Genomic DNA, 13,683 nt, shown 5'->3' with positions numbered 1-13,683 from the left:
CATGTCGAAAGATCACCAAGTTGCGCCGGACGCCTCAGGATCGGTGCCGTCAACATTCACCTCGCTAACCGAATTGCGCGCCGAACACATCGCATTGATGCGCGCGGCCCGCGATCGAGAGAACGACCAAGATCTGCTTGCCGACGTCCATAAGTTCATCGATCGGGCGCAGGCGGCGGGACGATGGATAGATTCACCGGCCGACCGCGAGGCTGCCCAGAACATCATTACCTACTGGACGTCGTATCAGTTTTCGGCCGGCGATCGGGAGGCTCTCTCTGCCACGCTGCCCGCCCTCGCCCCCTTCGACCCATCGCACGCCCCGGACCTCACCAGCGCTGCCAATCCATATATTGGGTTGAATCCATTCGACGAAGACGACGCGGGACGCTTTTTCGGACGCGAGGAGGCAGTCAGAAAACTTCTGGAGCAGCTTCGCCAGCAGCGTGCCGTGCTCGTCGCCGGCCCGATGGGAAGCGGCAAGACATCGATCGTAATGGCCGGCGCCATCCCAAGGATGAAGTCGCAGCTTGCCGGGGAAGGCAAGAGCCCGCTCGTTCTGGTCGTAGTTCCGAGAGCGGATCCGTTCGCCGCGTTGCTCACGAGCATATATGAGGTCGCCGCCAATCCCGCATTACCCAAACGCGAAACATGGATCACCGAGCAGAAGCAGAAGCTCGAACGTTCGCCAGAGCTTCTTGGCGCCCTGCTCGACGGCGTATTTCCGGGGCGATCCGTTATCATGGTTGTCGACCAGCTCGAGCAGATCTTTACGATCTGCTCGGACGAGAAGACGAGGGAGGGCTTTGTTCAGGCACTGATCGGAACGCGTGGCCAGCCGGACCGGACCATCCTCATCATCGAGGAACGGTACCAGCAACCGGCGCTTCAGCTCGCTGCACTCAAGTCACTCGGGGAGAATCCGGCCGCGCGCTTCTCGCTTGCGCCGCCCAGCGCCGCCGAAGTGCAGCACATCATCGAGAGCGCGGCCACCACGGTCGGGCTCAAGTTCGACGAGGGAATCGTCGAAGACCTCGCCAAGAGCGTTGCCGGCGATGCGGGCGCGCTGGCCATGCTGCAATTTACCCTGGGAAGGCTGTGGGACCAGCGCGAGCGCAACCGCATCACCTGGGAAGCCTATCATAAGGTGGGTAAGCCGCGAGACGCTCTGATCCGTACAGCAGAAGGGATTTACGCCGGTCTAACGTCTGACGACCAGGCGGCGGCGAGGTGCGTCTTCCTGCAACTGGTGCAGCCCGACGTGGAGGGGTTCATCCGCCGCCGGGTGCGGCGGGACGTTCTGGTGCAGATCGCGCCTGCCGGTCGCGTCGACCATGTTCTGGAGCGATATGTGGATGCCGAGCTCATCCGGCGCAGCCCAGGCGTCGGCTGGGACGACGATCGTTTTGATCTGGCCCACAGCGCGCTCATCGATGGCTGGCCGCGATTGCGCGACTGGCTGCAGGACGAGCGGGACCGGTCCAAGGCGAAGCTGCAGCTCATCGCGACGGCGCAGCGCTGGCAGGCATCCGGCTTGGATGCCGGTTACCTGCTCTCTGGCGCCGCTCTGGACGACGCGGCGTCCTACATGGAGGGCGCGCCGGAGCTCAAGGAGCTCGTGGCGGCCAGTCGGACCCACAACGAGCTGCAGGCGCGACGATATTCCCGCGCCAGGAACGGCGCGCTGATTGTCATGGCGGCCTTGCTCGTTTTTGCGGTGTCGGGCTGGCTAAAGGCGTATTTGGAGGAGCAATCCGCGCTGCGGAGCGCGAAAAGTGCATTTTCCGTCGTCGGGAGCGTGCTCGATGTAATTCAGGATCAGCTCAATACCGGCGCAATCCAGGTTTCGAGTGCGGAACGGCTGCTGCACGGCGCCGAGAAGATCTTCGATGCCGTCGAGAATCGGCCGGAAGTCATGGAGTATCGCGCCAATCTGCTGACGAAGTTCTCGGATGTGTACCTACTGGTTGGAGCACATGACGCTGCCATAACACAAATCGAACAGGCGAAACACCTGGTTGACCGGCTCCTCGAGAACGACGCCGAGAACGACGAGTGGAAGAAGCTGCGTTATGCGGTTGCGTTCCGACTCGGAGATGCCTTCGAGGGCCGTGACCTGAAGCGATCCGCAGCGGAACTTGATTACGCGCTACGGATTGCGCAGCAGCTGGCTGACAAGAATCCCGTGGACAGCGCAGCGCGCCTAAGAATCGCATTCGTCGAGAACAAGATTGCGGACAGTCTCCTGAATACGGACTGGAGGGGTGCCCTGGATTGGTACCGGAAATCCCTTGCGATTGGCACCGTTCTCCTGGCTCAGGACCCGAACGATCCGGATGCGCAGAAGGCCGTGGCGGATGCTCGGACCCGGATCGGCGATGTCCTTGCTGCGCACGATCGTCTGAAGGAAGCTCTGGCCGAATACGAGCAGGCAATGACCATACGGGAGGCCCTGGTCGGCAGGGAGCCGAAAAACAACATCTATCGATCCAATTTGTCGAAGATCTACGAGCAGATCGGCCGTGTGCACAAGATGCAAGGCCAGCTCGAAGACGCGCTGAATTACTTTCAGAAGGCGCTCGACCTCTCAGCCGGCCTCGCCCGCGACGATCCCGACAAGGTCGACTGGAAAATTCGCCTCGCCCGGCAATACGTCATCATCGGCGATTCGGTGGCAGAACAGGACCCGGCGGGCGCGATCGAAAGATACCGCAGTGCTCTGGCAATTCGCGAGGAGATCACCGCAAAGGACCTCAATAAAGTGGCATGGACGCGCGACGTAGCCGACACGCACGATAGGCTTGGGAGCGTCTGGCGAAGGCAGCACGACTTCGTAAACGCGCTCAAGGAATATGATGCCGGTCTGCAAATCCGGCTGCAGCTCGCGGGAAGGTTTCCCGACGATAGCAAGCGTCAACTTGAGCTGGCGGAAGGCTACGAGCGCATCGGTGACGCCGCGCGCGAGCAGAGCGAGCCGGGAAAAGATGACCGCTCCCTGCAAGACGCCGTCGACGCCTATCGCAAGGGCCTCGTCGTCGTCAACGCACTCATAGCCAAAGACCCGAAGAGCGGGGCAGAGAAGGTGCGCGAAAGGTTCCAGGCGAAACTCTCGGCCCTTACAACAATCCGCTAGCGGTAACGCAATTGGAGTATTTGCGGTTGCTTCTGCACAGAAGTCCTAACTACGCGCGCCGCAGTCAGCGCAGGCCCTCATACACCATCAAGCCGCGGGCGAGCGCGAGCTTGCGCAGCGCGCGCGGCACGATCGGCTCGGCCGGCGGATGGATGTAGCGCCATGACACCATCTCCAGCGGTCCGAGCGCGCCTCGCGGCGTCTCGAATGGGGCAAGCAGGCCGGTCAGGCTGATCGGCTCATGCGCGCGGGGCGCGAACGGCAGCAGCAGCAGCTCGAAATGCGCCGTCGTGCGATCCGGTCCCTGCGCCTTGACGCCGGCGATCGCCGGCAGCGTCTCCTCGCACACGACCATCGTGATCTCTTCGATCTCGCGGCGGCTGGCGGGCGCGAACTGCGCCGGGAAGCTCCTGTCCTTGACGTCGCCGCCGAGCAGGGCGCACAGCCGCGTGCCGGCCATGCGGAACGGAAAGCCGCTGTCGGCGTCGCAGGACAAGACGAAGATGTCGCCGAGCAGCTCGCGCACGGCCGACGGCTCGAAGTCGCAGCGCTCCGGCGCCTTGGCATGGCCGCGCCTGTCGTTCCAATAGGCGAAGAGCTCGCGATTGGACGGATGTTTCATCTCGATGACCCCTCGCGCCCTCGACGTCACGGGGAACATTGCTGTCCCGCTTTCGTCCAGGCGCCTCCCTGGTTTGTTTTCGCAGGAGGGGCGGTGCAGCGTCCATGCCGATGGTGCGATCGTGCCGGCTTTCCCCCGGCCTTCCGCGCGTTAAGGTTAAATTAACGATGAGCTTGGCGGCCGCCGAGCGATCGTTAACAATGCGTTCATCAGATCGCGGCCGGACGGTGGAAGGTCCGCCGCGATACGGTGAGGTACACGCAGGCGGCGTCAAACAAGTCTGGTCGTCGCGACGGGGCGGGGTGGGGAAAACAACCCCGGGCGCTCCGGACGCGGCAAAGGCCGGCAAGTCTCGGAGGGAGGGTTTTCTCAGGACCCTCCCTCGTTCTTTTTGCGGATCCGCCGCCCTTTCGCCACCGCTGCCACCGCGCCGCACATCAACTCTGCCGCCGTGCGCTTGCACAGGCCGGCCAAGGCCGCCTATCTGACGGATCTGTTCCTCTCGTCGAAGGCGCGCGTTCCGTTGGATTCCTCCTCGTCAGACCTCACGCAGGATCCGCCGCTCCAGCAGGCGCGGGAGCCGATCCTCAATCTGCCGGGCGCACTGACCGCCTACATCCTGCTGATCGCGGTGATCCATCTGCGCGTCCTGTTGCCGGACGAGTGGAACGGCTGGATCATCGACCTGTTCGCCTTCGTCCCGAAACGATACGACCAGACCCTGATGGACGGGGCGTTTCCCGGCGGCACGCCGGCCAAGATCTGGACCTTCGTCAGCTATTCGCTGCTGCACGCCAATCTGGCGCATATCGGCTTCAACGTGCTGTGGCTGCTGCCATTCGGCAGCGCGCTCGCGCGCCGCTTCGGGGCGGCCCGGTTCTATCTGTTCATGGCGGTGACGGCGGCGGCCGGTGCGCTGGCGCATCTGCTCACCCATGAGCACGCGCTGGCGCCGATGATCGGCGCCTCGGCCTCGGTGTCCGGCACCATGGCGGCCGCGATGCGCTTTGCCTTCGTGAGCGGCAGCTTCCTGTCGTTCACTCGCGGCGATGCCGAGGCGGCGGCCAGGGTTCCGGCGTTGTCGCTGTCGCGTGCGCTGCGCAATCCGCGCGTCCTCGGCTTTCTGGCAGTGTGGTTCGGCGTCAACATCGTGTTCGGCATCGGCGGCATCACGCCCGGCGCCGAGGGCGCCGACGTCGCCTGGCAGGCTCATATCGGCGGCTTCATCGCCGGCCTGATCCTGTTTGCGCTGTTCGATCCCACCCCGCATGTGCGTGACGATGCTGCGCCTGCGTTACCGTCCGACGTGGTCGACCGTTAGTTGCCGCAATCCTGCGCTTGCGAGCGCAGGTGATTTCATTCATCATTTGCGTCCACTGCAACCGGAGCACGATTCCGGATGAACGAAAGCAGGCCATTTTGTGCCGCGCAGGCCAGCCTGCCGAGTGCAATGCAACCAAAGCGTGATCGGGAGGATTGGATCCGTTGCGTTGCCAGACTGTTGATTGAAGACTCGCTTGACTGACGATCGCTGGAAGCATCGGCCGCAACGACGCCTCGCTCAAGAAGGCACACCGGCCCCTGAAGGAGACGAGCAATGACAGTACGTGCGATCCTCGACATCAAGGGCCATCAGGTCGAGAGCGTCGAGTCCCAGACCACACTCGCCGAAGCCGCCAAGCGGCTCGCTGACCGCAAGATCGGCGCGGTGCTGGTGATGTCGGGCTCCCGGATGGAGGGCATCCTATCCGAGCGCGACATCGTCCGCGCGCTCGGCGAGCGCGGCGCCTCGGCGCTGACCGAGCCGGTGTCGAACGTGATGACGCGGCGGGTGGTGAGCTGCAAGCCGGCGGATACCGTCGCCTCGATCATGGAAGTGATGACGAACGGCAAGTTCCGCCATCTGCCGGTGATCGAGGGCGGCGTCGTCGTCGGCCTGATCTCGATCGGCGACGTCGTGAAGTGGCGCGTCCAGGAATACGAGACCGAGCAGGAAGCCCTGCGTCAGTACATCAAGACGGCGTAGTCGTCGCTCCGCCGCCGGTCGGCGTCACCGCGCCGGTCGCCTGGCCGATGGTCTCCTGGATCGAATCCAGCGCACGTTCGGCCGCCCTGGTGCCGAACGCGATGAGGTCGGCCGCGCGGTGGAAGTCGAACCAGCCGATCTGGCCGACGCGCGGCGAGATCAGAAGGTCCGGCGGATCGCCGGCGAGACGTGCGCGGGTGATGCGGTCCTGCATGATGTTGAAGGCATCGACCATCACCGACGAGATGCCCGGCCGGCCGCCGCCGCCGAAGAACTGCCGCTTCACCGCGCGCTCTGGCGAGAACAGCCTGCCGAAGCGGCGCTTGGGCGGCGCGCTCTCCATCACCGTCTCCGGCACCTCGACCGGCTGGCCATGCGAGTAGATCGTCGTCGAATGCGTGAACACGTCGCTGGACAGGTTGGCGGCGATCACGATCTCGGCGCCGAGCGCGCGCGCTGCCGACACCGGCACCGGGTTCACCATGGCGCCGTCGACCAGCCAGCGGTCGCCGATCAGGACCGGCGCGAAGATGCCGGGCAGGGCGTAGGAGGCGCGCATCGCATCGACCAGGCTGCCATGGGTCAGCCAGATCTCGTGACCGGTGCGGATTTCGGTCGCCACGGTTGCGACCTTCATCGGCAGCTCCTCGATGGTGACGCGGCCGAGCGAGGCTTCGAGCTGGGCGGCGAGCTTCTCGCCGCCGATCAGGCCGGAGCCATTGAGGCGAATGTCGAGATAGCCGAGGATGTTGCGCATCTGCAGGCTGCGCGCCCATTCCTCCAGGGTATCGAGCTGGCCGGCCGCATAGGCACCGCCGACCACGGCCCCGATCGAGGTGCCGACCACGACGTCGGGCACGATGCCGTGCGCCATCAGGGTTCGGAGCACGCCGATATGGGCAAAGCCGCGCGCCGCACCGCCGCCGAGTGCCAAGCCGATGACGGGCTTGCGGATCGTCCCAAGACCGACATCGGAACCTTCGGTTCCGCTCGCACGGCGTCCTTTCAGAATATCCAGCACCGAGATCTCCACGCCTACGCATACTGTGTGCAATGAGTCGGCAACGGACTCATGACGCATGACAGCCTAGCACCAGCCTACCAGAAGCATCCTTTATGCCGGGTCGACGGAAGCATCGGATGCCGCTGATGTGAACGCTCCCCTGGACGGAACTGCGCGCCCCGGCGGCTCACCGCCGGAGAATGCGACCAAGTCGCACGCCGCTCATGCGGTTCCTCGGGGACAGTTGAGTAGAGGCTTGAATTTGCCGCGTTTTCGGTCAAAAGCAGGACGATGACGACAGGTCGCGGGTTCACCAGATTCCGGCGCAGCGGGCGGCTATGGCTTGTGCTCGCCTTGTCGTGCCCGCTGGCCGGGCTCTCGATGTCGCCGGCCGCAGCGCAACTGTTCAGCGACCGGCCGCCGCCGGTTCCGCCGGCCTCGGTGCCCGATCCCGGGGCAGCGGTCAGCCTGGCACCACCTTCCGGCCCCATTCCGCCGCCGGCACCCCAGGCGCTGCCGGGACCGCCGGTCGCCGCGATTCCACCCGGCGCGCCGGCTGCGATCCCCCCGGTTGCCGCTCCGCCGGCCGCAGCCCCCAATCAGGGCGTGCTGTCGCTGTCGGCGCGGTTCGGCAAGGACCTGCCGAACATCAATGGCGGGCTGGTCTGGCGCGTGTTCGCCGACCGGCCGGACGAATCCGGCGCCTTCAAGATGCTGCGCGAGGATCGCGGCGCGACGCCGAACATCGTGCTGCCGCCCGGTACCTATGTCGTTCATGTCGCGCTCGGCCTCGTCAGCGCGGTCAGGTCCGTAAACCTGAAGACGGAGACCGATCGCGAATCCTTCGTGCTGCCGGCCGGGGGCCTGCGTCTCGAGGGCAGGGTCGGCACCAGCAAGATCCCGCAGAACCAGATCTCGTTTGCCATCTACAAGGGCAGCCAGTTCGACGGCCGCGAGCGGGCGCCGCTGGTGCCGAACGTCGCCGCCGGCGACATGCTGATGCTGCCGGAGGGGACCTATTACATCGTCTCCAACTATGGCGACGCCAACTCGGTGGTGCGCTCCGACATCCGCGTCCAGGCCGGCAAGCTCACCGATGTCACGGTGACGCATCGCGCCGCGGTCATCACCTTGAAGCTCGTCTCCGACAAGGGCGGCGAGGCGCTCGCCAACACGGCCTGGTCGGTCATCAACCCCGGCGGCGACGTGATCAAGGAATCGATCGGCGCCTTCCCCAAGGTCGTGCTGTCCGAAGGCGACTACCGCGCCATCGCCAAGAACGAAGGCAAGGTGTTCGAGCGCTCCTTCAGCGTCGTCAACGGCGTCGACGGCGAGGTCGAGGTGCTCGCGCGGTAGGACGCGCGAAAGTTCGCAGGGGCAAACCGACTCTCCCCACCATCCATGAGAGCCAATCTCCGGGGAGAGCCGCATGCAGACATCCGACATCATCCGCAATGCCATCGCCATCGGCGAGCGCAAGGGCTGGATCACGTTCGATGAACTCAACGCGCTTTGCGCGGGCAGCACGGTCGAGCCGGAGGACATTGAGCGGATCATGCGGGCGCTCAGCGACGCAGGCATCCGTCTGGAGGAGGACTGATGCAAGAACAGCGTTTTTGGCAGGAGCGCGCCTGACCACGGGTGTCGTCCCGGCGAACGCCGGGACCCATACCGCGGATGCTATCGGGGGACGTAGCTGTCAGTGGTCCGCATCACCGCGGCCGGTGGCTATGGGTCCCGGCTCAAGGCCGGGACGACAGCGGTGATTGTCGAAGCAGTGGTGCGCGACACGACTCGCTAAGTCGTGCCACATCTGCCTGTCGGGTTACTTTGTCGCAGTTATTCGTTCTTGTGTCGTCGGGCAAATCAGGTCGATCTTTCCGCGCATCCCGCCTCGAGATGAGGGGCGTATCGCGGTCGTCACGAGACGCGAGGCGGGGAGCGGTGGGCGTGGTGGATTGCAGCGCGGGTCTCTCGCGCCGACGAACAATTCGCTGCGCACGGTCAAGTCGCGCGGTCCTGATATCCCGATGCTGATATCAACTCACGTTGAGGCTTCGCTTCGCGTGGGGATGGTGGCCAGAAAGCCCGGCGCACCAGGGAGAACGCGAAGCAGCCGTTCAGCCATCGCGCAGGGAGGGCCGGGTTTCCGGCTGACCCGTGGTACCTGCCGCCTGCATTTTTTCGCAGGCGGGCCACGGACCTCAGTCGAGGTCCGGCCCTTCCTGCGCCCTCTGTTCGAAGAGGGCGGTTCGATCAGCAAAACTCGGGCAGAGATTGTCGCGAGATCGCAGGTTCACATCCGCATCTATGCCGTATCGGTATCGACCTCGCCGTTGCGACATAGGCGACGAACGTGAAGCGATGCTGTCACAGTCGCTAATGCGCGATAACCATGGAACCACTTAAAACTGTCACAATCGCTGCGCGCCACGCGCGAAGCCAATGCATTTACAGCTCGTTAAAGCCGCGTCTGCTTCAGATACCGCCGGGACCGACAGGGTGGCGATTGAGTGGGAATGATGAGTGCCGCGACGACCAAGGCGTTGACGACGATCAGCAGCGATCTGTTTGACGACATCCCGGTGCTCAGGCGCAAATGGCAGGCCGCGTTGAAGCCCGGCCAGCGCCTGCCGCGCTACGAGGACGTCATGCTGGGCAGCCTCGGCCGTCTCGCCGATCATATCGCGGTGCTCAACAACGAAGACGGCGGTCTGCAGATTTCGCGCAGCGGCCGCTACGTCCAACAATGGTTGCAGGACGAACGCTGGGGCGTCGCGGTCGAGGCCGTGTCGCCGGATTGCGCCACCGTGCTGGTGGAGGCCGCCAACTGCGCGCTCGCCAGCGGCCAGCCCTATCTCGCCCATGCGCATTGCGTGCGCGACGGCATGGTTCGCAGCTATGACGTCCTGGCGCTGCCGACCAACTCGCGGTGGGGCAGCACGCTGGTCGGGACCTATGTCAACGAGCGCGACGCGCAATATAATCTGCTCGATGCGATCTTCTCGACGACGGATGACGGCGTGGTCTCGCTCGCAACCATCCGCGACAGCGTCGGCATGCCCTGCGATTTTCAGGTCGTCCATCACAATCGCGCGGCGGCCGAGCTGCTCAGGCTGCCGTCGGCGACGCTGCAATGGCATCGGCTGAAGCAGGGCGGCAACATGCTGTGCACGCCCGAGGTGATGGCGCGGCTGTTCGACGTCGTCACGCAGGGGCGAAGCGACCAGTTCGAGCTCGACAGCGAGGCCCGCAGTCTCAGGCTCGGTGCCCACGCCTTCGGCGACATCATCTCATTGACCATTGCCGACGTGACCGCGCTGAAGCGGCGCGAGGCCTCGTTCCGGCTGCTGTTCGACGCCAATCCGGTGCCGATGTGCATTCTCGACGCGAAGACCGCGCAGATCCTCAATGTCAACGATGCGATGGTCGGCCACTACGGCTACGGCCGGGCGGACCTCCTTTGCATGAACGTCTGGGATCTCTGGCCGCCGGGCGAATGGGAAAGCCTGGATGACGCGCTGTTGCGGCTTGCCGACGGTGACTTGTTTCATCGCGACTGGCGCCATCGCAAGGCCGATGGCAGCGAGATCGAGGTGCTGACCTACGGCCGAGAGATCACCTTCGATGGCCGCGACGGCGTGCTGGTCGCGATCGTCGATATCACCGAGCGCCGTCGCGCCGAGGCGCGCATCGCCTACATGGCGCACCATGACGGGCTGACCGGCCTGCCGAACCGCGAGTTCTTCCAGCAGCGCCTCACGCAGGAGCTCGACGGCGCCGGCGCGACCGACCGGCGCATCGCGGTGATGTGCATCGACCTCGACCTGTTCAAGACCGTCAACGACTCCTTCGGTCATCCGATGGGCGACCGGCTGCTGCAGGCGGTCGCCGGCCGCCTGACGCAGCAGATGCATGGCGGCAAGCTGGCGGCGCGGCTCGGCGGCGACGAGTTCGCGGTGATCATCAGCCAGAGCAGCGGTGTTAACGACGCGAGCGAATGTGCCGCCCGCCTGATCGCGGCGCTCGGCGCGCCCTATGACATCGACGGCAATGAGCTCGTGATCGGCGCCTCCATCGGCATCGCGCTGTCGCCGGGCGACGGCGCGAGCTGCGAGGAGCTGATGAAGAACGCCGACATGGCGCTGTATCGCGCCAAGCAGGACGGCGGCCGCGTGCATCGCTTCTTCGAAAAGGAGATGGACCGCCAGGCGCAGAAGCGGCGCGACATGGAGCACGATCTGCGACGCGCCTTCGCGCATGGCGAGTTCGAGCTGCACTACCAGCCGCTGGTCGACGTCGCGACCAACGCCATCTCTGCCTTCGAATGCCTGCTGCGCTGGCGCCATCCCGACAAGGGCATGATTTCGCCGGCCGACTTCATCCCTGTGGCCGAGGACATTGGCCTGATCGTGCCGCTCGGCGAATGGGTGCTGCGCGAGGCCTGCCACGAGGCGGCACGATGGCCCGATGGCATCAAGGTGGCGGTGAACCTCTCCGCCGTGCAGTTCCGCAGCCGCAACCTGGTGCAGGTCGTGGTCCAGGCGCTGGCGCAGTCGGCGCTGGCGTCGGAGCGGCTCGAGCTGGAGATCACCGAGTCGATCCTGCTCGCGGAGACCGAGGCCAATCTGGCGACGCTGCATCAGCTGCGCCAGCTCGGCATCCGCATCTCGATGGACGATTTCGGCACCGGCTATTCCAGCCTGAGCTATCTGCGCAGCTTCCCGTTCGACAAGATCAAGATCGACCGCTCCTTCGTGAAGGATCTCGCGCAGCGCTCCGACTGCCTCGCCATCGTCCGGGCCATCTCCGGCCTCGGCAAGAGCCTCAACATCATCACCACCGCCGAGGGCGTCGAGACATCGGATCAGCTCGACTGGCTGCGCGCCGAAGGCTGCAACCAGGTCCAGGGCTTTCTGTTCAGCGCCGCAAAGCCGGCATCGGAGATCGCGGGGTTGCTGGCGCAGTTCGGCGCGCGGTCGTCGAAGGCAGCGTGATGGTTGACGAGTGCGCGGCGCGTAGCCCGGGCGAGCGGAGCGACCCCGGGAACACCGTCCCCGCATGTCGCTTCGCTCATGCGGGCTACGGACTGCGGGCTGCGTTGTCAGAACCGCGTCACGATCTCCGCCAGCGCCGGGCGTGGCCGGTCCTCGCTCGGCTTGGTCGGCTTGCCGATATGAATGAGCCCGGCGAGCTTCTCATGCGGCTTCAGGCCGAGCCCGTTCATCACATCGCGATCGAACATGAACCAGCCGGACAGCCAGCAGCCGCCATAGCCGAGCGCGGTGGCCGCGGTCAGGATGTTCATCGCGCTGGCGCCGGCGGAGAGCTCCTGCTCATAGGCCGGCACCTTGGGATGCGGCCGGGTGAAGCTGACGAGGCCGATCACCAGCGGCGCCTCCATCAGGCGGTTCTTCTCGACCTCAAGCTCGGCCGCGCTCGCCTGCGGGTTGTTCTTGGCGAAGACGGACGCGATGACCTCACCGGCGCGGCGGCGGCCGTCGCCCTCGAACACGATGAAGCGCCACGGCGCGAGCTTGCCATGGTCGGGCACGCGGGCGCCGATGGTCAGGATGGTGTCGAGCTCGGCGGGCGAGGGGCCGGGGCCGCTCATCTCGCGCGGCTTCACGGAGCGGCGGGTCTTCAGCAGTTCAATCGCATCGGTCACGTCGTGATGTCTCGTTGGTTGCACGCGGAACAGATAGCATGCGCCTTCGCCTGCAACGAGACCACGGAACGGCGTTTTGATCGGTTCTACTGCACCCGGTGCTGCAGCCTTTGCGGGTTTCGGCGAAGACTTCGCGCGGGACGATGCGGATCGGGGCACGTCCGATGCGGCCATCTGTCCGAAGCACGATATTCCCAACGAATTGTCGAACCTTGGGCGGGCCGGTAAAAACATAGTGCTAAGAGATCCGCCGGGAGTTGCCTCGAGTGCAAGATCTGACGTGCCGATGACCGCACTGATTCCGTCACCTGACGCCGTCGCGCGGCTGCGCGGGATGGCTGGTTTCGCACGGGCGATGCGGGCGTCGACGGCATCGGCGATCAGGCTGTATCGGGGCGACCGCATCCTCAATGCGCTGCTGAGCGACCGGGCGCGGGCGCTGTTTCCACATGTCGCGCTGTACCTGCACTTCGCCGAGCAGCGCGATGGCGAGCTCGGCCTCACCGTCGGCGCCATGAAGGAGATGTGCGTCAGGCTCGGCCTGTGCAGCCGCGGCCGCTGCGAGGCGATGCTGGCGCTGATGCGCGCGGCCGGGCTGGTCGCGTCCGCCTCCAATCTCGACCGACGCCGGCGTCCGCTGGTGCCGACCGACAAGCTCATCGCGCTGCATCGTGAGCGGTGGGGCGTGCAGTTCGACGCGATGAGCGCGGTGCTGCCGGCCGCCGTGGCTTATCGGGCGGCGCTGAACGATCCGGCCTTCGTGAAGACCTTCGTGCTCGAGCTCGGCCGTCGCTTCATCGCCGGTGTCCGGATCCTCGAGGGAGCGCCGGAGCTCGAGCCGTTTGCCGAACGGACCGCGGGCATGGTGATCCTGTTCAGCCTGGCCCAAGGCGCCGGGCCGGACCAGCGGTTCCCGCCCGCTGGTCCCGTGCCGCTCTCCATCAATGGACTGGCGACGCGTTTTTCGGTGTCGCGCAAGCACGTGCTGACCTTGCTGCGTGATGCGGAGGAGAAGGGCCTGCTCGTCCGCGGCACCGACGCCATCACCATCCTGCCAAGGGGACGCGAGGCGATCGAGCGGATGCTCGCGACGATGTTCCTCTACATGGCCGAATGCGCCGAGGTGGCGCGGCAGGCGGCGGGCCGGGATGGGAGTGCGACGGATGCAGCGGCCAGCCTATCGGCATAGCAGCGCCCGTAGCCCGGGTGAGCGCAAGCGACACCCGGGGAA

Annotated in this window: 10 protein-coding genes; 7 read left to right on the top strand and 3 right to left on the bottom strand. The window is 65.4% G+C overall.

Annotated features, from left to right (window positions below; translation table 11 throughout):
* The first annotated feature begins 1 nt into the window (after nucleotide 1).
* Nucleotides 2–3,133 (top strand): tetratricopeptide repeat protein, encoded by a 3,132-nt coding sequence (locus QW881_RS07215; RefSeq protein WP_315754034.1) that lies wholly within the window; start codon nucleotides 2–4, stop codon nucleotides 3,131–3,133.
* A gap of 64 nt (nucleotides 3,134–3,197) precedes the next feature.
* Here the strand turns inward: QW881_RS07215 and QW881_RS07210 are convergent, their stop codons facing one another.
* Nucleotides 3,198–3,755, bottom strand: a complete 558-nt coding sequence (locus QW881_RS07210) for a PAS domain-containing protein (protein ID WP_315754036.1) — start codon at nucleotides 3,753–3,755, stop codon at nucleotides 3,198–3,200.
* Between the two features lie 523 nt (nucleotides 3,756–4,278).
* Here QW881_RS07210 and QW881_RS07205 point away from each other — a divergent pair.
* Complete coding sequence (locus tag QW881_RS07205; RefSeq protein WP_315737726.1) at nucleotides 4,279–5,076, top strand: rhomboid family intramembrane serine protease; 798 nt, start codon at nucleotides 4,279–4,281, stop codon at nucleotides 5,074–5,076.
* 276 nt (nucleotides 5,077–5,352) lie between these two features.
* Complete coding sequence (locus QW881_RS07200; protein ID WP_315737503.1) at nucleotides 5,353–5,781, top strand: CBS domain-containing protein; 429 nt, start codon at nucleotides 5,353–5,355, stop codon at nucleotides 5,779–5,781.
* On the opposite strand, the gene QW881_RS07195 is transcribed toward QW881_RS07200, so the two are convergent.
* Nucleotides 5,768–6,802, bottom strand: a complete 1,035-nt coding sequence (locus tag QW881_RS07195) for a patatin-like phospholipase family protein (RefSeq protein ID WP_315737504.1) — start codon at nucleotides 6,800–6,802, stop codon at nucleotides 5,768–5,770. The genes QW881_RS07200 and QW881_RS07195 overlap by 14 nt on opposite strands.
* A 273-nt stretch (nucleotides 6,803–7,075) precedes the next feature.
* Here QW881_RS07195 and QW881_RS07190 point away from each other — a divergent pair, with 273 nt between their 5' ends.
* The 3 genes from QW881_RS07190 to QW881_RS07180 all read left to right on the top strand — a co-directional run bounded on the left by QW881_RS07190 (nucleotide 7,076) and on the right by QW881_RS07180 (nucleotide 11,781).
* On the top strand, nucleotides 7,076–8,140 hold the full coding sequence (locus QW881_RS07190; protein WP_315754038.1) for a hypothetical protein: 1,065 nt from the start codon (nucleotides 7,076–7,078) through the stop codon (nucleotides 8,138–8,140).
* Nucleotides 8,141–8,213: 73 nt separating this feature from the next.
* Nucleotides 8,214–8,384: an RNA polymerase sigma factor region1.1 domain-containing protein gene (locus QW881_RS07185; protein ID WP_315754040.1), complete on the top strand. Its 171-nt coding sequence runs from the start codon at nucleotides 8,214–8,216 to the stop codon at nucleotides 8,382–8,384.
* A gap of 922 nt (nucleotides 8,385–9,306) precedes the next feature.
* Nucleotides 9,307–11,781, top strand: coding sequence for a putative bifunctional diguanylate cyclase/phosphodiesterase (locus tag QW881_RS07180; RefSeq protein ID WP_315754537.1), 2,475 nt, complete (start codon nucleotides 9,307–9,309; stop codon nucleotides 11,779–11,781).
* A 107-nt stretch (nucleotides 11,782–11,888) separates the two neighbouring features.
* Here the strand turns inward: QW881_RS07180 and QW881_RS07175 are convergent, their stop codons facing one another.
* Nucleotides 11,889–12,452, bottom strand: coding sequence for a nitroreductase (locus tag QW881_RS07175; protein WP_315754042.1), 564 nt, complete (start codon nucleotides 12,450–12,452; stop codon nucleotides 11,889–11,891).
* A gap of 286 nt (nucleotides 12,453–12,738) precedes the next feature.
* Here QW881_RS07175 and QW881_RS07170 point away from each other — a divergent pair, with 286 nt between their 5' ends.
* Nucleotides 12,739–13,641 carry a hypothetical protein gene (locus QW881_RS07170; protein WP_409998948.1) on the top strand — a complete coding sequence of 301 codons (903 nt, stop codon included), beginning with the start codon at nucleotides 12,739–12,741 and terminating at the stop codon, nucleotides 13,639–13,641.
* Nucleotides 13,642–13,683 lie beyond the last annotated feature (42 nt).

The sequence above is a fragment of the Bradyrhizobium sp. SZCCHNS3016 genome (assembly GCF_032484535.1).
Classification (GTDB): Bacteria; Pseudomonadota; Alphaproteobacteria; order Rhizobiales; family Xanthobacteraceae; genus Bradyrhizobium.
The sequence above is the reverse complement of the archived record's forward strand: the minus strand, read 5'-3'. Positions and strand labels throughout refer to the sequence as shown.

What these genes read in the sequence shown, in the direction of transcription:
- QW881_RS07215 (WP_315754034.1), top strand. Translation starts at nt 2, where the DNA reads ATGTCGAAAGATCACCAAGTTGCGCCGGACGCCTCAGGATCGGTGCCG.
- QW881_RS07210 (WP_315754036.1), bottom strand. Translation starts at nt 3,755, where the DNA reads ATGAAACATCCGTCCAATCGCGAGCTCTTCGCCTATTGGAACGACAGG.
- QW881_RS07200 (WP_315737503.1), top strand. Translation starts at nt 5,353, where the DNA reads ATGACAGTACGTGCGATCCTCGACATCAAGGGCCATCAGGTCGAGAGC.
- QW881_RS07190 (WP_315754038.1), top strand. Translation starts at nt 7,076, where the DNA reads ATGACGACAGGTCGCGGGTTCACCAGATTCCGGCGCAGCGGGCGGCTA.
- QW881_RS07185 (WP_315754040.1), top strand. Translation starts at nt 8,214, where the DNA reads ATGCAGACATCCGACATCATCCGCAATGCCATCGCCATCGGCGAGCGC.
- QW881_RS07180 (WP_315754537.1), top strand. Translation starts at nt 9,307, where the DNA reads ATGAGTGCCGCGACGACCAAGGCGTTGACGACGATCAGCAGCGATCTG.
- QW881_RS07170 (WP_409998948.1), top strand. Translation starts at nt 12,739, where the DNA reads ATGACCGCACTGATTCCGTCACCTGACGCCGTCGCGCGGCTGCGCGGG.